We start from the raw sequence: 24,176 nt of genomic DNA, 5'->3' as shown, positions 1-24,176 counted from the left end.
GTCTCAAAGACGGCCTCAGCAGGAGTTGATCCTAAAAGGCTATCGGGTGAGCGCCATTGATGTCTGTGCAGGTTCTTTCGTCTTCAGGTAGTTTCCAGCCCCTACCACCACGGTTGCGCCAATCAGAAGAATGATGCCCAGGGTCACCATGGCCCTTGTCTTCGCGCTGGTGCCGCGCCACTCCTTCAGCACGATTCCCCAGAGGGTCGCGAAGAGGATGATCGACGCCATGTGCAGCGTCCACGACGAGAACTCGAACTGCCCCATCTTCGTCTGTCCCATGGAGTAGAAGAAGAACTGGAAGTACCAGACCACCCCGGCGAGCGCGGCGAGGAGGTAGTTCGCAACCAGAGTTTTGTTGGACAAGCGGAGCAGCCCCGGGTCGGTAGGGTCGATCCCGGCGATTGTCTCGCCGCTGATGTGTGCCGAGCGCAACGGATTGCTGCCTGGTTCCCCGGCAAACTCTTTTGCGGACTTGTTCTTTGCGATCAGGAAGATGGACCACAGCAGATTGGTAAGAAATCCTCCCCAGAGCACGACGATCAGGACAGGAAGGTTCTGCCATAGGTCGAGTCTTCCGGCTGCGAGCAGGCGGGTTTTGGCGATGTCGGCTATTGGCTTTCCAGCGTCGAGTCCGACGGCGAAGAAGCTGCTCATGATGCCAGCGAAGACGGCGACGGTAAGCCCGCGAGCAAAGGAAAAATCTCTTTCTCCGGCCTCGGCCTTTTCCTCGGCCGTTACTTCGTGCTCCTTCCACCATCCCGCCAAGCCGTTGACGGCGATGGCAACGAGGCACAGGCAGACTCCACCAATAACCACCTGGCCTGAACGCTCGTGAGCAATCGTTCCAAGCTGACCGTGAATGACGGGCGGAATCAGCGTTCCGAAGGCCGTGCAGAAGCCGAGCGCGATGGCGTATCCCAGCGCGATGCCCAGGTAGCGGACGGATAGGCCAAAGGTCAGTCCTCCAACACCCCACAAGATGCCCCAGAAGATCGCGGCATGGATGGAACTGGCGGGCGCGGCGCGGAGAATGCCAAAGGTGTCTGGCACGAAGATACTGCACAGGACAAGCGGTGCAACGATCCAGGCGGCAAATCCCTGGATGATCCAGTAGATTTCAAAGGACCACCGCTTGATTCCGCGAAACGGAATAAAATTCGTAGCGGAAGCAAAGCCGCCAATCCAATGAAAGATGACGCCTATCAGCGGGTTTGGTCCCATGCTCTTATTGTCTCCACAGACGATTGCTGCAATCGTACCGAATGCAAATTGCTTTTGGGAAATATAATCTCTATTGGAATATGGGAGTCGCGGCTTGAAGGTTGCGCTATTTATTACCTGCTATAACGACACGCTCTTTCCTTCAACGGGGAAGGCCGTTGTCGAGGTCCTCGAACGTCTCGGGCATACGGTGGAGTTTCCGGCCGGACAGACCTGTTGCGGCCAGATGCACTGGAACACTGGCTATCAGGTGGAGGCGCTTCCGCTGCTTCCGCGCTTCGTCGCTCAGTTTGAGCACGCTGAGGCCGTGGTCGTGCCGTCGTCATCCTGCGTTGCCATGATGCGCGAACACTATCCCATGATGGCAGAGAGGATCGTTGCTGAAGGCGGCGATGCCACTCTGCCGCAGCGCACCGCCGTGTTGCTTCCGCGCGTCTGGGAGTTCTCCGAGTTCCTGACAAAGAAACTTGGACTGACTGATATTGGGGCCTACTATCCACATCGCGTGACCTATCACGCCAGTTGTCATGGGCTTCGTTCGCTTGGTCTTGGAGACGGGCCTCAGAAGCTGCTTAAAGCAGTGCGCGGTCTTGAACTGGTCGAGATATCAAATCTTGAGCAGTGTTGCGGCTTCGGAGGGACGTTCGCTGTAAAAAACGCCGACGTATCGAGCGCGATGCTTTCAGACAAGACGCGCGCGGTCCTGAACACAGGCGCGGAGGAGTGTACGGCCTGCGACAACTCCTGCCTCATGCATATTCAGGGGGCCTTGCATCGTCAGCGAACGGGCGTCACGACGCGGCACATTGCTGAGATACTCGCACACACAGAAGCCAGTGAGGCCGCGGAAGAGGCGGGCGAGACGGAGGTCAACGTATGAGCCGCATTCCTCTCGACCCTCGGACTGCTCCGCCTTTTCAGGCTGCGGCAAAAGCGCTTCTGGGCGATGCGCAGCTTCGCAAAAATGTGCGTCACGCCACCGACGTGATTCAGAACAAGCGCCGCAAACTGGTGGAAGAGAAGCAGGACTGGCAGTTGCTCCGCGAGAGCGCCCGACAGATTCGCGCGCACGCTCTTCAGCACCTCGACGTCTACCTCGATGAGTTTGAGCGGAACTTCACGCGCGCGGGAGGGACCGTACACTGGGCGCGTGACGCTGCCGAGGCGCAGAGGATTGTCGTCGGCCTGGTGAAAGAATCCGGCTCTTCGGAGGTCATCAAGATCAAATCGATGACGACCGAAGAGGTGCAGTTGAACAATGCGCTTGAGGCGGCGGGAATTCACGCCTACGAGACAGATCTCGCCGAGCTGATCATTCAGCTTGGAGAAGACCAGCCATCGCACATCGTCGTTCCCGCGTTACATAAAAACCGTGCTCAGATTCGAGAGATCTTTCGCCGGACGATGAATCTTCCTGATCTCGGCGACAAGCCAGCCGATCTCGCCGACGCTGCGCGGCGGTTTCTCCGCGAGAAGTTTCTGCGCGTGAAGACAGCGGTGAGCGGTGCGAACTTCCTGATTGCAGAGACGGGAGGCATCTGCATCGTTGAGAGTGAAGGCAACGGCCGCATGTGCCTCACCCTGCCTGACACGCTGATCTCAGTCGTCGGTATCGAGAAGGTCATTCCGCGCTGGCAGGATCTCGAGCCTCTCATTCAGCTTCTACCGCGATCGGCGACCGGCGAGCGAATGAACCCGTACAACTCGCTGTGGAGCGGCGTTCATCCGGGCGATGGGCCGCGAGCCATGCACGTCGTATTGCTCGACAACGGACGCACAAACGTGTTGGCGGACTCCGAGGGGCGAGAGACGCTTCAGTGCATTCGCTGCGCAGCCTGCCAGAACGCATGCCCGGTCTATCGCCAGACCGGAGGCCACGCTTACGGAAGCGTTTATGCTGGCCCCATTGGCGCGATACTTACGCCGCAGTTGATGCACATGGAGCACTCGCAGACACTGCCGTATGCGTCGTCGCTGTGCGGCGCCTGTTACGAGGTATGCCCGGTGAAGATCAACATCCCCGAGGTGCTGATCCACCTCCGCAACAAGGTCGTCGAGCAGAACGGTTGGTACACGCCGGAGAGCCTGGCGATGAAGGCAGTCGCGGCAGCCTTTCGTTCGGAGCGGCGCTTCAGGGCGGCGCAAAGACTGGGGCGCATCGCGGAGTCGCCGCTTGTGAAATCGGAGAAACAGAAATTTTCCATCGTGGGGCAAAAGCAGACCGGCAACACAGGATGGATCGGTTGGCTTCCCGGCCTGTTGGGCGGATGGACCGACACGCGGGACCTGCAGGCGATGCCAGAAGAGACCTTCCGCGACTGGTGGGAGAAGAGAGGCAAGGCATGACGACGACGCGCGAAGAGATTCTGAAGCGCATACGCTCCGCAAAAGGAGCATCTTCACCTGAGCAGGCCGCGTCTGCTTATGCAGGGATTGAACGCGGCTATCAGTCGTCCGCCAGCCTCGCCCGCAAAGAGATACTGCATCTGTTTGAAGACCGGCTGCACGACTACGACGCCAACGTCTACCATGCGGGTGCATCCGGAGTAGGCGAGGTTGTAGCCGGCATTTTGAGCGGACGCGGTGTTCATCGCGTTCTGGTGCCCGATGGTCTGCCCTCGGAATGGCAGCAGGGGGCGGAATTTGTTGTCGATCGCGGATTCTCTTCCGCCGAACTGGATGGCTTCGCCTCCGTCATGACGACGGCCACGCTGGGGATCGCAGAGACGGGAACGATCGTTCTTCAGACCGCGCCCGGGCAGGGCAGGCGTGCCGTCACGCTAGTGCCGGACTACCATCTCTGCATCCTTCCCGCAGGCCGCGTCGTGGAGACCGTGGTTGAGGCCATGCGACTTCTGGAGTCTACGAAGAACATTCCGACGACGTTCTTCAGCGGGCCTTCGGCGACGGCCGATATCGAGATGACCCGAATCAAGGGGGTTCATGGCCCCCGGTTCGTCGACATCGTACTCGTAGGCGAAGAATAGCTTTGACATGGTCCGGCCTGGAAGCCTAGCCTATGGTTTTCAATAGAGATGTAGTTTCACATCTGGAGTCACAGCCATGTCAGACATTTCGGCAGCACAGCAGGGGCGGGTGTTCGCTGCATTGGACAACTTCCGTATCGAGATCCCGTCCTGGGGGTTCGCCAATACCGGAACGCGCTTTGGGAAGTTCATCCAGCCTGGTGCTGCGACGTCGGTCGAAGAGAAGTTTGCCGACGCCGGCGAAGTGAACCGGTTGACTGGCATTGCGCCAACCGTAGCGCTGCATGTTCTATGGGATCTGCCAAAGGGCAAGGCCGACGTGCCCGAGATCAAGCGGCTGGAGGCGAAGTACGGTATTAAATGCGGCTCCATCAACCCGAATCTCTTTCAGGATCAGGGGTACAAGTTCGGCGCCATGGCGAACCCCGACCCGGAGATTCGCGAGTGTGCGATCCAGCATCTGCTCGAATCGGTAGAGCTGGCAAAGGCCCTTGGCTCACGCGACATCTCTATCTGGGACGCCGACGGCTCCAACTACCCTGGAACCCAGAGCATCCGCCGCCGTATCGAATGGACCGGCGAAGCCCTGGAGAAGACCCATGCCGCGCTCGCTCCCAACCAGCGCATGCTGGTGGAGTACAAGCCCTTCGAGCCCGCGTTCTACCATACAGACATTGCCGACTGGGGCATGGCGCTGGCGCTGGCGCACAGGGCAGGCCCACAGGCCAAGGTGCTGGTCGATACCGGCCACCACTACGTGGGCCAGAACATCGAGCAGATCGTCGTCTGGCTACTCCATCTCGGCGCTCTTGGTGGCTTCCACTTCAACGATCGCAAGTATGCCGATGACGACCTCACCATCGGATCCATCGATCCTTACCAGGTGTTCCGTATCTTCCATGAGCTTCTCAGCGACGCCAAAAGCGCGGCGGACGTTGCCTTCATGATCGACCAGAGCCATAACCTGAAGGGCAAGATGGAGGCCGCTGTACAAACCGTGATGACGGCCCAGGAGATCTACGCTCGCGCTGCGCTGGTGGATCAGGGTCTGCTTTCGGAACTGCAGGACAAGTGCGACCTGGTCGCTGCGGAGGAGCACTTCCGCGGCTGCTTCTGGACGGATGTCCGTCCCCTCGCGCGGGAGTGGAGACAGTCCAAGGGACTTGCTGCCGATCCGCTCGCAGAGCTGCGTGACAGCGGCTACGTTGAGGAGACCGTGAAGTCGCGGGCCGCGAAGAATGCCGGCAGCGTTGCAAGCTATGCTTAGTAGGCTCTGTGTAAGCTAAAGGAGTTCTGTTGAGTAAAGCAGCGAAACGTCTCTATCTCATCCCCGTGCTTTCCAAGGCGCTGGACATCCTCGAGCTGCTTCAGGCCGAGAACGAGCCGATGTCGCTTGAGGCGGTTCATCGCCGGTCGAGGGTGTCGAAGACCACGGTCTACCGCGTACTGAAGACCTTTGTGCATCGCGGCTATCTGTCGCGCAGCTCCGATGGCCTCTACCGCATCGTCTCCCGGCCGAAGAAGATACGCTTCGGCTTTGCGGCGCAGAGCGCGGAGATGCCCTTCTCCGTTGCCGTAACGGAGAGTCTGAATGCAGCGACAGCCAATGCCGGCATCGACCTGCTTGTGCTCGACAACCGCTACGATGCAGCCACCGCGATTCAAAATGCCGAGGAGTTCGTTCGCAGCAAAGTGGACCTCGTTATCGAGTTCCAGGTGGAGCAGGAGGCCGCGCCCGTTATCGCCGATAAGGTCGCTGCGGCAGGAATTCCCTTAATCGCAATCGACATTCCACACCCTCATGCAACCTACTTCGGTGTCGACAACTACCGTGTCGGTTACGAGGCCGGCGACCTGCTCGCCAGACATGCCGAACAGCAGTGGGAGGGCAAGGCCTCCTGGGTGCTCGGGCTCGATCTTCCCGAGGCCGGACAGCTTGTGCAGAGCCGAATCACCGGAGCCTTTGAGGCAATCAAGGCAAAGCTGCCCGATGTCCCCATCGAATCTTTTGTAAGGATGGATGGTCGCGGCATGCGGGAGAAGAGTAGAAAGCTGGTCGGAGATTTTCTCGCGAGGCATCCTAAAGAAAGGGGCATTCTGATCGCTGCCGCCAACGACACCAGCGCCCTCGGCGCGCTGGATGCGGTGAAAGAGGCAAAACGCGAGAAACAGGTTGTTATTGTCGGGCAGGATGCGATCCCTGAAGCGGTCGCCGAGATTCGTAAAAAAAGCTCTCCCATGATCGGGACCATCTCCCATGAGGTAGGCAGCTACGGCACGCATCTGGTGCACATAGGGTTGGCGCTTTTGAATGGCACAACAGTGCCGCCATACAACTTCGCCGAACATCGCGTTGTGACCAATGCCGATGAGCAGACCGCTTGATTGTGCAATAGAGAAATTGTTGCTGTAATGGTATCTGATATGACATGATGGATAGCGCGCGAAGAATGGCAACCTTCTCCGTGTCGAACTTCACGACGAAAGAAGCAGGTACTTTTCCATGGCTGCATCGCTTAAGTTTTTAGAGGACCGTTGGGACGAGTCTGTTGCGAAGACGCTGGATGCTCCCGAGCTGTTGCGTTATCGCTCGAACCTTCTCGGTTCCGACCTCCGCATCACAAACTTCGGCGGAGGCAATACCAGCTCTAAGTTTGAGCTGCAGGACCCGCTCGACCGCTCCTCGAAAGAAGTTCTCTGGGTAAAGGGATCGGGGGGCGATCTCGGTTCCATCAAGCGCGAAGGCTTTGCAACGTTGTACCTCGACCGCCTGCGCGCGATGGAGAAGGTCTATCCTGGCGTTACCCGCGAAGACGAGATGGTGGCGATGTACCCGCTCTGTACCTTCGGCAACAATCCGGTTGCAGCATCCATCGATACGCCGTTGCACGGGTTTCTGCCATTCCCGCACGTCGATCACCTGCATCCGGACTGGGCGATTGCGCTCGCCGCTTCGGCAAATGGCAAGGAGCGCATGGAGGAGTTCAACAAGGAGTTCGGGCACAAGCTCGTCTGGCTTCCCTGGCAGCGACCTGGCTTTGAGCTGGCCATGATGCTCAAGCGTGCCGTTGAGGACAACCCGGGCTGCGATGGAATCATTCTCGGTGGCCACGGTCTGTTTACATGGGGCAACACGCAGCGCGAGAGCTACCTGAACACCATCACGATCATCGACCAGATCGGGCAGTTCATTGAGAAGCACGATCAGAAGCGCGGCAAGAAGGCCTTCGGAGGCGCCTTATACGAGACACGCAAGGACTCCAGCGCAGTTGCTGAGCACGTCTTTGCTCATCTTCGCGGGGCTGTCAGCCGCAAACAGCGCTGGATTGGAAACTTCGTCTCCTCTCCCGATGTGCTGGAGTTCGTCAACAGTGCGCAGGCAAAGAAGCTCGCGCATCTGGGAACGAGCTGCCCCGACCACTTCATTCGCACCAAGATTCGCCCGATGTACATCGAGTGGGACCCCAAGGGAGACCCCAAAGAGATTCCGGCGCTCATCGACAAAGCGCTTGAAACCTACCGCGCCGAATATGCGGAGTATTACGAGAAACACGCGCTCAAGGACTCGCCTGCGCAGCGCGACGCCAGCCCTACGGTGGTGCTACTGCCCGGCGTCGGCATGTTCTCCTTTGGCAAGAACAAGACCGAAGCGCGTCTCACCGGCGAGTTCTACACCAATGCTATTCACGTCATGCAGGGCGCTGGCTCTCTCTCCAGCGAGACTCCATGCACCTCCGTTCCGCAGGCTGGCCCCGCTGCCGGTCCTGAGGAGTTCACCGTCTTTGAGAACTACGTCGCTCTCCCGCCGAGCGAGGCCTTCCGTATCGAGTATTGGGCGCTCGAAGAGGCGAAGATCCGCCGTCAGCCACCGGAGAAAGAGCTGAGCCGGCGCATCGTTCTTGTGGTCGGTGGAGGCAGCGGCATCGGCCGCGAGACTGCGCTTCTGGCGGCCGAACGCGGTGCTCACATCGTCGTTGCTGATCGCGACGTCAAAGGCGCAGAGTCTGTCGCTGAAGAATGCAAGAAGATTGTTGGCAAAGAAGCGGTTATTTCCACCTCAATCGACATTACAAAGCGAGAGACGATTCAGGCTGCGTTGCAGGCGACTGTCAGCGCCTTCGGTGGCGTCGATCTCGTCATCAACACAGCAGCGATCTTCCCCTCATCCCCAACTGGGGTTATCAGCGACGCGCAGTGGGGAACGACGCTCGAGATCAACGTTACGGCCAACTATCTGCTCGCCGATGAAGCGGACAAGGTCTTCAAGGCGCAGGGCATCGGCGGCTCGATCGTGCTCACCAGCTCGGCCAACGCTGTTGTCGCAAAGAAAGGGAGCGAGGCTTACGACGTATCGAAGGCTGCATTGAGCCATCTTGTGCGCGAGTTGGCGGTCACGCTCTCCCCTGTGAGGGTCAATGGCATCTCTCCGGCAACTGTCGTCAAAGGCTCGACGATGTTTCCACGCGACCGCGTGAAGGCATCGCTCGCGAAGTACGACATCGCCTTCGACGACGCGGAGAGCGATGACGCGCTCAGAAACAAACTCGCTGCCTTCTATGCAAAGCGCACGCTCACCCATGTGCCGATTGATCCAAGGGACTGCGCTGAGGCGATCCTCTTTCTTGCCGGTCCAAAGACACCCGTAACCACCGGCCATCTTATCCCCGTAGATGGCGGTCTTGTGGAGGCCTATCTCCGGTGAGCGGCTCCGACGCAGCGACAGGCCTGCGCAGCACATCCGATGGTTCGGCGAGCAAGCCGGGCCATCGCGCTTTGATCGCCGTCGATCTTGGCGCAGAAAGCTGCCGCGTCTCACTTCTCCGATGGCGTGACGGCAGGCAGCACATTGAACTGGTCCATCGCTTTGCACATCGTGCGGAGCAGCGAAGCGATGGTCTCCGCTGGAACCTTCAACGCATCGTCGATGGAGTCGAAGCCGGGCTTGCGCGCTGCGCGGAGATCGCCGAAGAAGGTGTGCGTTCCATCGCCGTGGATGGATGGGCCGTCGACTACGTCCGGCTCGATTCAAACGGAGTGGCTATTGAAGACCCCTTTTGTTATCGCGATCCGCGCAATGCAAATGCGGAGGCTGCGCTCTATCGCATCATCGCTCCCTCTCGCCTGCGTGAACTGACCGGCGTTCAGCTGCAGCCGATCAATACGCTTTATCAGCAGCACGCCGATCAGCTCGCCGGTATACACGGCCGCTGGCTCAATCTGCCGGAGTACATGCTCTATCGTTGGGGAGGAAAGCCTGTCGCGGAGCGCACGATGGCAACGCATAGCGGCATGGTGGGGCTGGATGGAAACTGGTGCAGGGAGATTACTACTGCTGCGGGTATTCGTGCGGAGGATGCGCCCGCTCTTGTCGAAGCAGGCACCATCGTCGGCGAGTACAGCGGAGGGATAGAGCGTCTTCGAGGCGTGCGTTTGATCGCACCGTGCTGTCACGATACGGCAAGCGCAGTCGCTGGTATTCCTGCCGCCGGGATGAATTGGGCGTATATCAGCTCCGGCACCTGGTCGCTGATCGGCACCGTGCTTGAAGCTCCCTGCAATAGCCCTGAAGCTGCCGAGGCCAACTTCACCAATCTCGGCGCGGCGGGCGGCCGCATTCTCTTTCACAAAGGCATCAGCGGCATGTGGCTGCTCCAGCAATCGATGCGGGCATGGGACCTCACAGACGTGGCTCTGCTGGTGAGCCAGGCACAAGCGCAGCCTGCGCCGCCTACCGCCGAATTGATCGATGTTGACGACCCCGTGCTTGCAGCCCCTGGAGACATGCCTGCCCGCATCAATGCGCAACGTGCAGCGCGAGGGCTCGCCCCAGGCAACGATCCTCCGGCAATGACGCGTTTGATATTTGAATCGCTGGCGGCCCGCTACGCTTCGGTCCTGCGGTCTATCTCGACCATGACCGGCAAGCGGTTCGATGCGATCTACATCGTCGGCGGAGGCAGTCAGAACAACCTCCTCAACTCGCTCACCGAAAAGGCAACCGGACTACCCGTAATACGTGGCTCCGTAGAGAGCTCCACCATCGGCAACTTTGGAGTTCAGTTGGCGGCGCTTGATGGCGATACATCGGCGGAACACATCGCGCGGCAGGCAGCATTGCTTCAACGCGAACCGGTCTCCTAGAAATCCGCTCAAATCTGAGCGGCGCGAGATTTTGCTGGATCGTCAGCTGCGTGCAGGGTCACAACGCATCGAGCCCCTACGGGCCTATTTCTGTCGAAGTAGATCGTTCCTCCCGCGCGCTCGATGACCAACTTCGCAATGGAAAGCCCAAGCCCTGCACCGCTGTTCATGGCAGTAGCGTGTGCGCTGCTGGTAAAAAATCGTTCGAAAATACGTTCGTGCTCGCCGGGTGCAATTCCAGGGCCTTCATCCTGAATGGCGATCTGCATTTCCGGGTCGTCGCCGCTGATCGGTGAATAGCTGATTCGAATCGTCGAGTTGGCAGGAGAGAACTTCACCGCGTTATGGATCAGATTGACGAAGGCAATCCGAAGGAGACCTCGGTCGCCTTGCAGCATGGTTACGCCATTCGTTGTATTTTCCTGTACTGCCTTTACGTTGCGCTCGTCCATCACGACGCTCAGAAAGTTTAAAACTTCGTCGATCAAGTCATTCGCACTGAAGATCTCCTGCGATCCGCGCGGAGCGGTCGCCTCGGCTCTTGAAAGCAGAATTAGACCGTCGATCGTCTCATTCAGCCGCGAGGTCTCTTCCAGAATGTCTCCCAGCGCCTCTTTGTACACTTCCGGGTCATTGCCTTTGCTCAGTGCAACCTCGCCAATCGTGCGAAGCGATGCCAGCGGCGTACGCAGCTCATGAGCTGCATCTGCCGTAAAGCGTTGCAATTGCCGAAACGACTCCTCCAGCCGCTGCAAGAGATGGTTGAACACTTGAGCCATCTGACCAAGCTCGTCGTTCGGGTTCTCAATCACCAGGCGATCATGCAGATTGCGCGCAGTAATCCCGGTGGCGCGTTCCGTCATCTTCTCCAGCGGCCGCAGCGCTCTCCGGGCAATCGCCTGGCCCGCGAGCCAGGCAATGCCAAGAGTGACAGGGACAGCAAAAAGCAACAGGAGGAAGAACTGCTCCATGCGCGTGCGCAACGGGCCCAGGCTGTACCCCAGGCGAATCAGCAGGTCTCTCCCTCCCATGCCATGGATGTGGCTGATCGTAAAGACGTGCGATCCGTCGTCGAGGCGGATAATTCGCTCGTTGAACGTCCCATCGCCTTCGCCCTTTCTATTCGGCCCGCCGAGAGGCATCCCGTTGAGCGTTGGGCTGCGGTATAGCACATCTCCCGAGAGATCGCGCACTTCCATGTAGCGATCGACAAGCAGATGAGACTGCGGCCGCGAGTAATAGTCCTGACGAAGTTGAAGAGTTCCCCGCTGGTCGAAGTAGAGAAGGCCTTCTACCGTGATGATGTCCTGCACTTCATCGTGAAAGATCTGCCGCGTGAGAACGGCGTATTGAAAGACGAAGACCAGCGTTGCGTAGACCAGCAGCAACAGCGCCAGAACCGCGACATACCAGAGCGTAAGCCGCGTGCGCAGTGTCCATCGTGCTCCCAGTCTCAAATCAAGGCTCCCTCAGGCTGAAGCCCAATCCTCGCACAGTTTGCAGGAGTTTCACTCCAAACGGATCGTCTATTTTTCTCCTCAGCCGTGCGACCTGAACGTCGATGACGTTATCGATCGGCGTAAATCGTGAGGTCTCTCGCCACACATCCCTGGCCAGCATCTCGCGCGAGACCGTGCGTCCGCGGTACTGCGCGAGATACAGCAGAAGATCGAACTCCCTGGAAGTTAGTTCCAGTTTCTGACCAGCCCGCATAGCTACTCGTGCGCGAGTATCCAGCCTGAGGTCTTGAATCTGAAACGACTCCGGTTCCGTCGGAGGAAGAAAGCGCCGCAGCAGAGCATCGATGCGCGCGAGCAATTCAGGAAAGGAGAATGGCTTGCCAAGATAGTCGTCGGCTCCCATCCGCAGGCCCGATACCCGGTCATCCACAGTGTTGTGCGAGGTCAAGACCAGTACGCGAACGTCGATGCCTTCCGCACGAAGCTGCTGAAGTATCTCCAGGCCATTTCTTTGCGGCAACGTCAGGTCCAGCAGCAACAGATCGGGATTCAGTTTATGGACGAGATAAAAACCTTCCTCACCGGAGGCCGCTGTCGATACGTCATAGTTCGATTCCCTCAGGCCAGAGACCAGTGCGTCCGACATCTTTTTGTCATCTTCGATGATCAAAATCTTGGCGCGAACTGATGGCATAAGGGTGACGCTCCTTTCCTATCATTTCCTACCTCGGTCATCCGGAACAAGTAGGAGCCAGGTTAATGTCAGCGACTTGTAAGCCAATGTAAGAAAGCAAGCTGGTTGACTGAATGCACTGGTGTGATTGGCAAAGGTCTCTCCCGATGAATTCTGTGGCCGTTCTGACTCTGTTTTGCTTCCTCACAATATCCGCCCTGGGACAGTCAGCCGCATCTCCGGAATTACAATCTCTGGACCTGCCCCAGGCCGAAGCTCAGGCACTTGTAAAGCTGCCTCGCATGCTGGCGGCCCAGGCGCGCGCGCGCGCAATCTCCGAGCGAGTCCGTCAAGCGCGATCGGGGTATCTGCCTATGGTCAACTTCAATGCCACAGGCGCGCAGGTGGCCGATACCAGTTCGGCAGTGTCGGCGGGGAATCTGACCACATCTGCCTTGTCCGGCCGGTTTGCTTACGGCGGCAACCTCACGCAGCTCGTCACAGACTTCGGACGCACCGGTGCGCTGGTCAGTGCTGCGAGATTTACAGCCGAAGCGCAGGCCGATGCCGCTACACTCACCCGCGCGCAGGTTCGGCTCAATGTAAGGATGGCCTACTACCGTGTTCTAGGTGCGGAGGCCGTTCTTCGTGCTGCGCAGGCGGCCCTTGCAAACCGGCGCCTGGTCTCCAGGCAACTATCTGCGTTGGCGCAAAGCGAGCTCAGGTCGACGCTCGACGTCAATTTTGCCAGGGTGCTTGAGAGTGAGGCCGAACTTGCTGTTGTAAGGGCGCAAAGCACTGTCGCGCAGGAGCGATCGCAGCTTGCCATCGCAATGGGGCAGCAACAGTCTGTTGTCGCTAAGCTGATTGATGTCGCCTCGGTTGAGCCACTGCCGCCCGCTCCCGAAGACCTTATGCAGCAGGCGCAGGCAAAGCGTGCCGACCTCGCGGTTCTTCAAGCCCAGCAGCACGCAGCACAGCAGTTTGCGCAATCGGAAAAGCGTCTGAGCTATCCCACATTGAATCTTCAAGCCGCCGCGGGTCAACTACCCTACCACGACCGCACTTTGCATGACGACTACGCCGCCGCAGGCTTCAACCTCAGCATCCCGGTCTTCAACGGGGGACTCTTTGCGGCGCGGCGATCTGAAGCTGAATTTGAAGCAACCGCGCGCGCGCACGATGTGCAGGATCGGCGTCTTCAGGTGGGCGACGAAGTTCGAAGCGCGTGGTACAGGGCCGATGAGGCGTTTCGCAGCATCGATGTCACTGCGCGTCTTGTTGCGCAGAGCAAGGAGGCGCTGCGTCTTGCCCAAGACCGTTACGATGCAGGCCTTGGCAGCATCGTCGAGCTGAACGAAGCGCAATTGAACGAGACCTCTGCGGAGATTACCGCAGCCGACGCAACGTACACCTATCTCACGCGTCTCGCGCAGCTCGACTTCGCAACAGGGAATCTTAATTGAAAGGTTATTCGCAGATGGCAAATCTAAAAGATTCCGGGACAGTGTGGCTGGCTGTTGCCACTGTCTTCGCTGCCGGAACATTGACTGCCTGCAATGCACATAAACCCGCAGCCGTTGCCGTGCCCGTCGTGCCTGTCGCGACAGTGTCGCCTGCAACGCTTGAAAACGATCGCGTCCTGACGGCTGAGTTCCGCCCCTATCAGGAGGTGGATGTCATGGCGAAAATTGCAGGCTATGTGAAGTCCATCGGCGTCGATATTGGAGATCATGTTCACCAGAATGCTGTGCTGGCGGTGTTGGAGGTCCCCGAGGTTCAGGACGACGTGGCCAAAGCAAAAGCCGGAGCGGCGGCTGCGGAAGCCAACATCGTCACGGCCGAGGCTGCTGTGCAGCGCGCGCAGGCGGCGTCGAATATCGCTTCACTCTCTTTCAAGCGCATCCAGGATGTGGCGACACGCGATCGCGGTCTGGTGCCGCGGCAGGAGGTCGATGTTGCCCAGGCGCATGAGATGGAGGCGAAGGCGCAGCTCGCCAGTGCAAACTCTGCGCTCAGGGCGGCCCAGCAGAACAAGCTTCAGGCGGAATCCGAGCATTCGCGTGCCGTCGCCATGATGCAGTACGCCACCATCCGCGCTCCTTTCAATGGAGTGGTGACGAAGCGATATGCCAACACCGGCTCGATGATTCAGGCTGGCATCTCATCGCAGTCGCAGGCGATGCCGGTGGTAAGGCTCGCGCAGAACGATCTGCTTCGGCTGATTCTGCCTGTGCCTGTTACAGATGTCGCGGCGGTCCACAATGGGCAACTGGTTGACGTTAGCGTGGTCAGCCTCGGCCGCAGAATTCAGGGCAAGGTGACGCGCTATGCCGATTCCGTGCAGATGTCGACGCGGACCATGGATACCGAGGTCGATGTGCCCAACCCTGACGGCTCGCTAGTGCCCGGCATGTACGCGGAGGTCCATCTCCATCTTGCGGCGCGGCCCAATGTTCTGAGCGTCCCGCTCGATGCAGTCGATGGACTCGGCACTAGCGTGCAGCAGGCCTATGTGGTGCGCGACGGCATTGTGCACCTGGTCACCGTCACCGTGGGACTCCAGACACCTTCCAAAATCGAGATCCTCTCTGGCCTCAAGCAGGGAGAGCAGGTCATCGTTGGACGCCACACGGGTCTCTTCGATGGGCAGAAGGTCGATGCACAACCTGCTGCATACGAAGCAGGCAGCAACCGCTAAGGCCAGAGAGCGAAAGGAACACAAGCGACATGTCGGGATTCTCCATCCGAAATCCTTACCTCATGGTGGTGCTGTGCCTCGTCATCACCATCTTGGGTTCGGTCAGCGTTGCGGACATGCCGGTCGATATGTTCCCGCCGATCAACCTGCCCGTCGTTGCCGTCGCGACCTTCTATTCGGGGATGCCGCCGCAGCAGATTGAAGCGAATATCACCTATCACCTTGAGCGACAGTTCACGCTCGCCAGCGGCATCGACCACATGGAGTCCCGCTCACTTCCCGGCGTGTCACTCATCAAGGTTTACTTCCGCGCCGGAACAGATCCCGATGCGGATGCAGCTACGATCTCATCGCTCGCCAGCAGCGACCTGCGCGACATGCCTCCGGGGACCTACCCGCCCATCGTTCTCAAGCAGGATGCCTCCAGCATTCCGGTCGCGCTCGTCACGCTGAGCGGTTCGGGACTGAATGAGAGCAAGCTCAAGGACGTCGGCCAGAACTTCGTCCGCAATCAACTTGCAAGCGTTCCAGGAGCATCGGTAACGCAGCCCTTCGGCGGGCGGTGGCGGCAGATCATGCTCTACGCCGATCCCTACAAGCTCGAAGCCAACCAGCTTAGCCCGATGGACGTTGTCCGCTCCGTCAATGACGCCAATGTCATCCTGCCAGCCGGCGACGTGCAGATCGGACGCTACGACTACAACATCTACACCAATTCGATGCTCAAGGGAGCGTCGGACATCGCACAGGTGCCGCTCAAGATGGTCGGCCAGTCGCCGGTAAGAGTGGGCGACGTGGCGGTTCCCCAGGACTCATTCGGCCTCCAGTACAACATTGTTCGTGTGAATGGACAGCGCGGTGTGTACCTGCCCATCTTCAAACAGGGCGGCGACTCCAATACCATCGCAATCGTCAACGGCGTCAACGATACGCTCAAGAAGCTCGTCGATGTGCCAGCCTCACTCAAAACAACTGTTGAGTTCGACCAGTCCCGTTTCGTCAAAACAGCGATTGAAACTCTTGTGCACGAAGGCGGAGTCGGACTCTTCCTCACCTGCCTGATGATCCTTATCTTTCTCGGCAGTCTTCGCGCGACGGTTGCGGTCTTCTTCTCTATCCCACTCTCTCTGCTGACAACCTTCTTCGTACTGAAGCTTAGCGGAAGCTCGTTGAACAGCATGGTCCTCGGCGGGCTCGCGCTTGCGTTGTCGCGTCTGATCGATAACTCCGTCGTCGTCCTCGAAAATATCTTTCGTCACCTTGAAGAAGGGGAGTCGCCGGAAGAGGCAGCAGAAAAAGGAGGCAAAGAGGTTGCGCTGCCCGTGCTTGCCGGTACGCTCACGACTGTCGTCGTCTTCTTCCCTGTCACTATGCTCTACGGAGTCAGCAAGTTTCTCTTTTCATCGCTCGCGCTGGCTGTTGTCATCTCACTCTTTGCCTCCTACTTCGTTGCGCTCACTGTCGTCCCGCTCTTCTGCGCCCGTTTCGTCAAGAGCGGGCACAGCGACGTCGTGCATGAGTCGTCCGAAGAAGAGATGGCCATTACAGCCGACCCGAAGAGCACGCACCATGGGCTTTGGGCGCGCTTCAACGCAAAGTTTGCCGCGGGCTTCGACGCACTGTTGCACCGTTACGATCGCCTCGTTGCCCGTGTGCTCCTCAAGCCTTGGCAGACGCTTGGCGGTTTCGGCATTGTCTTTCTCCTCTCGCTCCTTCTGTTTCCGTTTCTCGGTCTCTCCTTCTTCCCACGCACCGATGCCGGGCAATTCGTCATCAGCTTCAAAGCTCCATCAGGCACGAAGCTCGAGGCTACAGAAGAAGAGGCATCTCGCATTGAGAACATCGTTCGCCGCATCGTCTCCAAGCATGACCTCGGCATTCTGGTAACAAATATCGGTATAGACCCCGGCTTTTCGGCGCTCTTCTCGCCGAATGCTGCCATGCACACCGGGTTTACCCAGGTCGCTCTCTCCCACGACCACACCAGGAGCAGCTTCGATTACATCGATGAAGTGAAGACCGCGATTGCAAAAGAGGTGCCCGAGGTCCAGACCTTCTACTCGTCGGGCAGCCTCGTCGATGGCGTGTTGAATATGGGAGCGCCAGCGCCCATCGACGTGCGCATAACCGGCAACGACATAGCCGCCGATTTCAAACTTGCACAGAAGATCGCCTCGCAGATTCGCGGCATACCCGGCGCAGCAGACGTCTACATTCCTCAGGACATCGACTACCCGTCGCTGCGAATCTCCATCGACCGCACACGCGCAAGCCAGCTCGGCCTTACCGAAAAGGAAGTCGTCTCCAACATCATCACCGCACTTACATCGAACCAGATGATCGCTCCCTCCATCTGGATCGATCCCAATAGCGGTAACAACTACTTCCTTACTGTCATGTTCAAGGAGGGGCAGATCAAGTCACTCGACGACCTGAAGGCCATTCCGCTGCACGGGGCTAACATCTCACAGCCAACACGGCTGGACATGGTGGCCGACATCCAGCAATTCAACGCTCCTACCGAGATGGACCACACGCAGATTCGCCGCAATCTCGACATTTACGTCCGTCCGCAGAGTGAAGACCTCGGCGTCATCACGAAGAAGATTCAAGCCATCGTCGATGCCTCGGACCCGCCGCAGGGCATCTCAGTTACGCTTGCGGGCAGCGTCGTCTCCATGAACGCCTCCTTCCGCAGCTTCGCCATCGGGCTGATCCTGTCGGTGGTCTTGCTCTACCTCATCCTCGTGGCACAGTTCCGCTCCTTCCTCGATCCGTTCATCATCCTTCTCGCACTGCCGCCCGGCATCACGGGAGTCATCCTCGCCCTGCTCGTCTGGGGAACCACGCTCAACGTCATGTCGCTCATGGGTGTCGTCATGCTCGCCGGTATCTCCCTCTCCAACAGCATTCTGATTGTTGAGTTCGCCCATCACCTCATCAAACAGGGTAAGAGCGTTCAGGAGGCGATCATCCTCTCCTGCCGTGTCCGTCTCAGGCCAATTCTTATGACCTCGCTCGCCACGCTCATCGGTCTGCTTCCGATGGCGCTCAAACTTGGGGAAGGCAGCGAATCCTACGCGCCGCTGGCTCAGGCGCTCATCGGAGGCCTTACCGTCTCCGTTATCCTGACAATCTTCCTCGTCCCCGCAGGCTTCTATCTTGCATACGGAAGCAAGGAACTTCCGCGGAGCGCCTGATCGCCTATCTGTGAGGGGAAACCGCCTTAACGCAACAAAGCGAGTCCCATTAGGACTCGCTTCTGCTTAGAAATATGGAGCACCGAGTGGGAATCGAACCCACGAATACTGATTTTGCAGACCAGCGCGTTAGCCACTTCGCCATCGGTGCCTTGCTCCGCCGCGTACCCGGCCGGCGGAGTGAGGTGTACCTATCTTACTTTGGCTGGGCCGTCGTGCGAAGGTACGGCTTCACGGTCTTGAAGCCCGGGAAGATCTTTGCAGCCTCTTCGTTGGAAACGCCGCCGCCGATGATGACATCGTCGCCCTGCTTCCAGTTCGCCGGCGTCGAGACCTTGTGCTTCGCCGTCAACTGCATCGAATCGAGCACGCGAACGATCTCGTCGAAGTTACGGCCAGTCGACATCGGATAGGCCAGTGTCAGCTTGATGCGCTTGTCCGGGCCAACCACAAACACCATGCGGACCGTTGCATTGTCGGCAGGCGTACGTCCTTCGCAGCTATCGCCGGCATCGCCGGGGAGCATGTCGTACAGCTTTGCGACCTTCAGCTCCGTGTCGCCGATCACCGGAAAGTTCACTGCGGAACCTGTGACCTCTTCAATGTCCTTGGCCCACTTTGCGTGATTGTCGACCGGATCGACGCTCAGGCCAATCACCTTGGCGCCGCGTGCGGCAAACTGCTTCTCCAGCGAACCCACTGCGCCAAGCTCTGTGGTGCAGACAGGCGTGAAGTCCTTCGGGTGCGAGAACAGGACAGCCCAGTTATCGCCAATCCACTCGTGGAAGTTGATGGTGCCCTGCGTCGTTTCAGCGGTAAAGTCCGGAGCTACATCGTTAATGCGGAGTGACATATGCCTGCGCCTTCCGGGGACCTGGTCCCCACGTTCAAGGTTATGTTTCTCAATAAAAAACCCACCGGCCAGTGGCTTGGGTGGGTCTCGCTGCTTCGAAGCCGCTACTTCGATTCGCTCATCCACGCACCCCAGCCAGGCAGCCGCAACAGCAGCAGCGGAGAGAAAGCGTGTTGGAAATCGTCGTCATCGCTTCTAAAAATTTGTACCGCAGCTAGCTGAACTAGCATCAAGCAGGTTGGCTCGATTGCGGTCTAACCAAAACCATAGTCCCGGGAGTCTTTCATGTCAACTCTGCCAGCGAAGCCTGCCCCGCCCACTACAGCGCACGTTGCGTTCGACTACGCACAGGTCGATGTCTTCGCCGAACGCCCTCTCGAAGGCAATCCCCTGGCGATCTTCACCGACGCCAGAGGCCTTTCCGATGCCGAGATGCAGGCCCTCGCGCGCGAGACCAATCTCTCCGAGACGACCTTCATCCTCCCTTGTGCCGCCGAAGTCGAGCATCAACACGGCGTCCGTGTCCGGATCTTCACCACCGGCGAAGAGCTTCCCTTCGCCGGCCATCCAACCCTCGGCACTGCAAGCTGGCTCTACTGGAACCACCCCTGGCTTCGTGCCGCCGAGGAGATCGTCCTCGATCTGAACGTCGGGCGGATCCCGGTGCGCTTTACTCCCTCAAAGCCCGGGGAGCAGGGCATCTTCGCAACCATGCGCCAGAACGATCCCGTCTTCGGCCCCGCGCACGATTCAGCGGTTCTCGCCCGTATGCTTCAGCTTTCCCTCGACGACATCGATCCGCAGCTGCCCGTGCAGACAGTTACCACAGGCAACCCCTTCTGCATCGTCCCATTGAAATCGCTGGCCGCCGCGGCGCGCCTTCGTGTGCCCCAGACGCCAGAGGTGAGTGAATACCTCACGCGCCACAACGCAAAATTTTTCTACTTCCTCACACGCGCAGAAGAAGGCAGTGGAGCACTGTGGCATGCGCGTATGCAGTTCTACAAGGGAGAAGATCCCGCAACCGGTTCGGCTGCTGGTCCCGCAATCGCGTGGCTGGTGAAACATGGTGCAGTCGCGAGCGGCAAACAAATCGTCATTGAGCAGGGAGTCGAGATGCTTCGTCCCAGCCGCCTCCATGTCTCAGCCACACTCTCCGGCGGCAAGGTCTCCGATGTGTTCGTCGGAGGCCGCACCATTCCTGTTGCAATGGGACGCTTTTTCCTGCCGTGATGCACGCGATTTCAACAGACCGCTCGTGTGAATCGTCAATGAATTCGCGGCTACACCCGAGGGCGGTGGATGTGCAACTTCTAATCTTCCCTCTTTTCGCCCTTACTTCGCCGTTGCAAAGCCGCTCGACTCTTCATACTCTTGGCAAGCGTTAACGACATGCCGCACGCAATGTGAGGCGCGTCGTTGATGAGTTCTTTCGCCTGTATTACTGACAAACTGAGTTGAGAGATGCACGGCTGCCTGGCAGTCGCGGCTCCTCCATTCGCACAATCGCTGCCTGCAAACGCAGGCGAGACCGTCGCCCTTGCGCGACCCGCGCTCGCCGCCTCCACGGCAGACCGATTCACTGCGTATGACGAGGATCTCGCGTGGCAACCTGCACGGGCCACGGCATCTCTCACCCCGCTGTCTGGCTTTGGCCGGGCGGTCGGAACTGTTCCTCAAGGAGCGGTCAGGAGAGCTTTGTCTCTCTTGCCGCTTCGCGAGGAGCGGACGAGCCGATCTGTGTTCGAAGCACTGCTTCGGCCGGACTCGCGGGGGTGTGCCTGAAATTCGGGTCAGGTGCGGCCAACCAGCCGACCTCACCCGCCCATCGGCCGGAATCGCCTTCCCGCGATCCACCGGCAGGAGAAGAGAGAAAGCATTGCGGCCCAAGAAGACGATTCTCTGCGTAGATAACAACGAACAGGTGCTCTCTGTCCGCACCTTCCTCCTCGAAACCCGCGGTTATCGCGTCATTCCATCGGCCTCATCCAGCCATGCTCTCGAAATCATCCAACAGTCCGCGCCCGGCTCGCTCGATCTTCTACTCTGCGACCTCTTGATGCCACAGATGGACGGTAACGAGCTTGTGCGCCGCGCCAAGCACCTCCAGCCCGGCCTCCCAACCATGGTCGTCTCCAACACCGTCACCAGTTTCGACCGCGCCTCTGCCGCAGATGCCTTTCTGCCCAAGGGCGCCTGCTCGCCGGCGGAGATGATCGAGCGCATCCGCGTCCTCGTGGCGCGCAAGCGCGGTCCGCGCAAGGTCTATCCAACGCCTAGCGTTGTACTCGAGCCAGCGATCGCTTAGCTGGAAGTTGAATAGACAATTGCCTGATGATGCGAGGAAGGACAGGCCTCAGGCCTCGACCAGCCCATACCGGCGCTGCCACTGCTGCTTCAACCGCGCCCACACGGCGTCGATCTCTTCGCGCGTCATGGCGGCGTCGGGCTTTTCGGCAAAGTGCGCTGCCTCGGTCTTCGCCAGCTCAAGCATGGCGCGGTCGCGCAGCAGATTGGCGACACGGAACTCCGGCATCCCAGCCTGGCGCGTTCCAAAAAACTCGCCAGGCCCCCGCTGCTCGAGGTCCAACTCCGCCAACTCAAACCCATTCTGCGTTGCGACCATTGCATTCAACCGCGCCTCTGCCTGCTCGCTTACGCGGCCGCCTGTCATCAGCACGCAGTAGCTCTTCGCTGCGCCACGGCCAACACGTCCGCGAAGCTGGTGCATCTGTGCCAGCCCAAACCGCTCAGCGTGTTCAATCACCATCACCGTCGCGTTCGGAACATCCACGCCCACTTCAATCACTGTCGTCGCAATCAAGACATCAATCTCGCCACGTTGAAACCGCCGCATCACAACTTCTTTGTCGTCGGCGCTCAGCCGTCCATGCAACAGCCCAATCCGGAGCCCACCCAGCGCACCCGTGCGCAACTCCTCATACATATCGCTGGCAGCCCGCAAGGCCTGCTTGGGAGCGAATAGCTTCTCTACCTTCGCAGTCTTGCTTTTTGGCTTCTTTCTAACTTTGTCATCCTGAGCGGAGCGCAGCGCAGTCGAAGGGTCTGCATTTCCTTCACCACCGGATTCTGCCTCATCCCGCGCAAAGTCCAGCTCCGGCTGATCGTCCTTCGCGCCCTCAATCACCGGGTACACAATGTAAGCCTGCCGTCCCGCAGCAACCTGCTTTCTTACAAAATCCCAAACATCCCCTGCGCGTTCCTCCGTCGTCCTCCGCGTTACCACGGGAGTCCTCCCTGGAGGCAATTCGTCAATCACGCTTGTTTCAAGATCCCCATACAGTGTCAGCGCCAGCGTCCGCGGAATGGGCGTCGCCGTCATCACCAGCACGTCAGGCTCGGCCAGACGCCCATCAGGTCCGGGCTTCTTCATCAACCGGAACCGCTGTTGCACGCCAAACCGGTGCTGCTCGTCGACGATCACCAGCCCCAGGTTGTCGAAGTCCACCTTCTCTTCGATCAGCGCGTGCGTTCCGATGGCGAGCTGCGCCTCTCCGCGAAAGATCCTGCCGCGCGCCTCGCGCTTGGCCGCGTCATCGAGCGAGCCCGTCAGCAGCGTTACACGATACGGCTTCCCGGTGCGCGGGGAGGTCGCGTCGTCCAGCAGCTTGCGCGCGGAGAGATAATGCTGCGTCGCCAGAATCTCGGTCGGGGCCATCAGCGCCACCTGATAGCCGTTCTCGATCGCCACCAGTGCCGCCTGCATCGCGACAATCGTCTTTCCCGATCCCACATCGCCCTGCAGCAACCTTCGCATTGGCTGTGCACGGCGCATATCCGCGGCAATCTCGCCCAGCACGCGCTTCTGTGCCGTGGTCGGGTGAAAGGGAAGTATCTGCTTCAACGCACGCCGCACACCGTCATCCGTGACAAAGGCAGTTCCTTCACGTTCGCGCAGCCGCCGCCGCTTCAGCTCAAGTCCAAGCTCCAGGTAAAACAGCTCCTCAAAGATCAATCGCCGGTGGGCAGGCGTAGCCGCCGACATCAACTCAACCATCGGCGTGCCCGCTTCGGGAAAATGCACCGCCCGCAGGGCCCCCAGCCTATCCGGCAAACCCAACCGCTTGCGCAACGCCGCAGGCAAAGTCTCTGGAACCGAATCTGCTTTCCTCTTGTTCTCGCGCACAAACTTGTTGTCATTCCGCAGCGCAGCGGAGGAATCTGCTTTTTGCAATCTCGCGCCCGGCCCCAGCGCCCCGGGTGCCCCATCCTTCGCATCGCGAAGGATGGAAACACTCTCCAACTCCTCCAGCAACCACCACACCACTCTTCTCAGCCATCTCGACGTCAGCTTCGCGCCCCATGCCGTCGTTCCACCTAGGAACTCATACACCGGCACGATGCGTCCCACCTCCAGCGAGACAAACTCCGCCTCAGGAGAGTTAGCCGCCGGCAGAATCTCAAACTGAGGCTGGATCATCTTGAACTTGCCCGCTGTCGATCGCGAAGCCTCCAGCTTGCCGTACAGGGCCACCATCTGCCCGGCATGAAACTTGTCCTTGAGATAAGCGCCGTGGAACCACATGCACTTCACCGTGTCCAGCCCCTGGCCCACCGTCATCTCGAAGATCGGCATCGACCGCGTCCGCAGCAGCGCCGACCCGCGCACCTCGCCGATGATCGAGGCCATCGTGCCGGCCTTCAACGCACGAATAGGCAACGGATTCAGCCGATCTTCATAGCGAAAGGGGAGATGGTACAGCAGGTCTTCCACTGTCTCGACTCCGCGCTTGGCCAGCGCCTCGGCCACACGTTCACCAACGCGCTTCACAAATTTGATTGGGGTCGAAAGTTCCAGCACAAACCCGATGCTACAAGAACCCGCGCTTCAAGCAGCAGATTCTCCCCACCCTTGCCTCACCATGCCGTCATTTTGAGCGAAGCGAAGAATCCCTGCATTTTGCCGTTGCTGTTGC

At 59.1% G+C, this 24,176-nt stretch carries 17 protein-coding genes and 1 tRNA gene; 12 read left to right on the top strand and 6 right to left on the bottom strand.

Annotation, left to right across the window (positions count from 1 at the left end; all coding sequences use genetic code 11):
- Positions 1 to 39: 39 nt before the first annotated feature.
- On the bottom strand, positions 40 to 1,224 hold the full coding sequence (locus tag JSS95_14490) for an L-rhamnose/proton symporter RhaT (protein ID MBS1801019.1): 1,185 nt from the start codon (positions 1,222 to 1,224) through the stop codon (positions 40 to 42).
- A gap of 94 nt (positions 1,225 to 1,318) precedes the next feature.
- Here JSS95_14490 and JSS95_14485 point away from each other — a divergent pair, with 94 nt between their 5' ends.
- The 7 genes from JSS95_14485 (at position 1,319) to JSS95_14455 (ending at position 10,352) form a co-directional block, all read left to right on the top strand.
- A complete protein-coding gene (locus tag JSS95_14485; protein ID MBS1801018.1) occupies positions 1,319 to 2,104 on the top strand; it encodes a (Fe-S)-binding protein in 786 nt (261 codons plus the stop codon).
- A complete protein-coding gene (locus JSS95_14480) occupies positions 2,101 to 3,570 on the top strand; it encodes an iron-sulfur cluster-binding protein (GenBank protein MBS1801017.1) in 1,470 nt (489 codons plus the stop codon). The genes JSS95_14485 and JSS95_14480 overlap by 4 nt, the downstream gene beginning before the upstream one ends.
- A complete protein-coding gene (locus tag JSS95_14475; protein ID MBS1801016.1) occupies positions 3,567 to 4,211 on the top strand; it encodes an LUD domain-containing protein in 645 nt (214 codons plus the stop codon). Before JSS95_14480 ends, JSS95_14475 begins: the two co-directional genes overlap by 4 nt.
- 76 nt (positions 4,212 to 4,287) lie before the next feature.
- Positions 4,288 to 5,478 (top strand): sugar isomerase, encoded by a 1,191-nt coding sequence (locus JSS95_14470; GenBank protein ID MBS1801015.1) that lies wholly within the window; start codon positions 4,288 to 4,290, stop codon positions 5,476 to 5,478.
- Positions 5,479 to 5,507: 29 nt separating this feature from the next.
- A complete protein-coding gene (locus tag JSS95_14465) occupies positions 5,508 to 6,596 on the top strand; it encodes a substrate-binding domain-containing protein (GenBank protein ID MBS1801014.1) in 1,089 nt (362 codons plus the stop codon).
- A gap of 118 nt (positions 6,597 to 6,714) precedes the next feature.
- A complete protein-coding gene (locus JSS95_14460) occupies positions 6,715 to 8,913 on the top strand; it encodes a bifunctional rhamnulose-1-phosphate aldolase/short-chain dehydrogenase (protein ID MBS1801013.1) in 2,199 nt (732 codons plus the stop codon).
- Positions 8,914 to 8,936: 23 nt separating this feature from the next.
- Positions 8,937 to 10,352 (top strand): carbohydrate kinase, encoded by a 1,416-nt coding sequence (locus tag JSS95_14455; protein MBS1801012.1) that lies wholly within the window; start codon positions 8,937 to 8,939, stop codon positions 10,350 to 10,352.
- Positions 10,353 to 10,360: 8 nt separating this feature from the next.
- Here JSS95_14455 and JSS95_14450 read toward each other — a convergent pair whose 3' ends face one another.
- Positions 10,361 to 11,809, bottom strand: coding sequence for a HAMP domain-containing protein (locus JSS95_14450; GenBank protein ID MBS1801011.1), 1,449 nt, complete (start codon positions 11,807 to 11,809; stop codon positions 10,361 to 10,363).
- A gap of 1 nt (position 11,810) precedes the next feature.
- Complete coding sequence (locus JSS95_14445; GenBank protein MBS1801010.1) at positions 11,811 to 12,506, bottom strand: response regulator transcription factor; 696 nt, start codon at positions 12,504 to 12,506, stop codon at positions 11,811 to 11,813.
- Between the two features lie 146 nt (positions 12,507 to 12,652).
- Here JSS95_14445 and JSS95_14440 point away from each other — a divergent pair, with 146 nt between their 5' ends.
- From JSS95_14440 to JSS95_14430, 3 genes are read left to right on the top strand one after another with little or no spacing between them, the layout of a single operon-like run.
- Complete coding sequence (locus JSS95_14440; GenBank protein MBS1801009.1) at positions 12,653 to 13,951, top strand: TolC family protein; 1,299 nt, start codon at positions 12,653 to 12,655, stop codon at positions 13,949 to 13,951.
- A gap of 14 nt (positions 13,952 to 13,965) precedes the next feature.
- The gene (locus tag JSS95_14435; GenBank protein ID MBS1801008.1) at positions 13,966 to 15,186 is read left to right on the top strand and encodes an efflux RND transporter periplasmic adaptor subunit; all 1,221 of its coding nucleotides are present in this window, start codon (positions 13,966 to 13,968) and stop codon (positions 15,184 to 15,186) included.
- Between the two features lie 29 nt (positions 15,187 to 15,215).
- Positions 15,216 to 18,386 (top strand): efflux RND transporter permease subunit, encoded by a 3,171-nt coding sequence (locus JSS95_14430; GenBank protein MBS1801007.1) that lies wholly within the window; start codon positions 15,216 to 15,218, stop codon positions 18,384 to 18,386.
- Positions 18,387 to 18,461: 75 nt separating this feature from the next.
- Here JSS95_14430 and JSS95_14425 read toward each other — a convergent pair.
- Together JSS95_14425 and JSS95_14420 are read right to left on the bottom strand one after the other, a co-directional pair.
- Positions 18,462 to 18,537 (bottom strand) — tRNA-Cys (locus JSS95_14425).
- Between the two features lie 45 nt (positions 18,538 to 18,582).
- On the bottom strand, positions 18,583 to 19,239 hold the full coding sequence (locus JSS95_14420; GenBank protein MBS1801006.1) for a peroxiredoxin: 657 nt from the start codon (positions 19,237 to 19,239) through the stop codon (positions 18,583 to 18,585).
- Positions 19,240 to 19,524: 285 nt separating this feature from the next.
- On the opposite strand from JSS95_14420, the gene JSS95_14415 reads away from it, so the two are divergent.
- Entirely contained in the window at positions 19,525 to 20,472 is a 948-nt protein-coding gene (locus JSS95_14415; GenBank protein MBS1801005.1) for a PhzF family phenazine biosynthesis protein, read from the top strand.
- Between the two features lie 646 nt (positions 20,473 to 21,118).
- Entirely contained in the window at positions 21,119 to 21,547 is a 429-nt protein-coding gene (locus JSS95_14410) for a response regulator (protein MBS1801004.1), read from the top strand.
- A 48-nt stretch (positions 21,548 to 21,595) separates the two neighbouring features.
- Here JSS95_14410 and recG read toward each other — a convergent pair whose 3' ends face one another.
- Positions 21,596 to 24,040 (bottom strand): ATP-dependent DNA helicase RecG, encoded by a 2,445-nt coding sequence (gene recG / locus JSS95_14405; protein ID MBS1801003.1) that lies wholly within the window; start codon positions 24,038 to 24,040, stop codon positions 21,596 to 21,598.
- Between the last annotated feature and the right edge of the window lie 136 nt (positions 24,041 to 24,176).

The organism is Acidobacteriota bacterium, assembly GCA_018268895.1.
GTDB lineage: Bacteria > Acidobacteriota > Terriglobia > Terriglobales > Acidobacteriaceae > Edaphobacter.
Note: the sequence above shows the minus strand (reverse complement) of the source record. Positions and strands in the feature narration are given on the sequence as shown.

Excerpts from the sequence above, each read along its gene's own strand:
- JSS95_14490 (MBS1801019.1), bottom strand. The coding sequence starts at position 1,224 with ATGGGACCAAACCCGCTGATAGGCGTCATCTTTCATTGGATTGGCGGC.
- JSS95_14480 (MBS1801017.1), top strand. The coding sequence starts at position 2,101 with ATGAGCCGCATTCCTCTCGACCCTCGGACTGCTCCGCCTTTTCAGGCT.
- JSS95_14475 (MBS1801016.1), top strand. The coding sequence starts at position 3,567 with ATGACGACGACGCGCGAAGAGATTCTGAAGCGCATACGCTCCGCAAAA.
- JSS95_14470 (MBS1801015.1), top strand. The coding sequence starts at position 4,288 with ATGTCAGACATTTCGGCAGCACAGCAGGGGCGGGTGTTCGCTGCATTG.
- JSS95_14460 (MBS1801013.1), top strand. The coding sequence starts at position 6,715 with ATGGCTGCATCGCTTAAGTTTTTAGAGGACCGTTGGGACGAGTCTGTT.
- JSS95_14445 (MBS1801010.1), bottom strand. The coding sequence starts at position 12,506 with ATGCCATCAGTTCGCGCCAAGATTTTGATCATCGAAGATGACAAAAAG.
- JSS95_14440 (MBS1801009.1), top strand. The coding sequence starts at position 12,653 with ATGAATTCTGTGGCCGTTCTGACTCTGTTTTGCTTCCTCACAATATCC.
- JSS95_14435 (MBS1801008.1), top strand. The coding sequence starts at position 13,966 with ATGGCAAATCTAAAAGATTCCGGGACAGTGTGGCTGGCTGTTGCCACT.
- JSS95_14430 (MBS1801007.1), top strand. The coding sequence starts at position 15,216 with ATGTCGGGATTCTCCATCCGAAATCCTTACCTCATGGTGGTGCTGTGC.
- JSS95_14420 (MBS1801006.1), bottom strand. The coding sequence starts at position 19,239 with ATGTCACTCCGCATTAACGATGTAGCTCCGGACTTTACCGCTGAAACG.
- JSS95_14415 (MBS1801005.1), top strand. The coding sequence starts at position 19,525 with ATGTCAACTCTGCCAGCGAAGCCTGCCCCGCCCACTACAGCGCACGTT.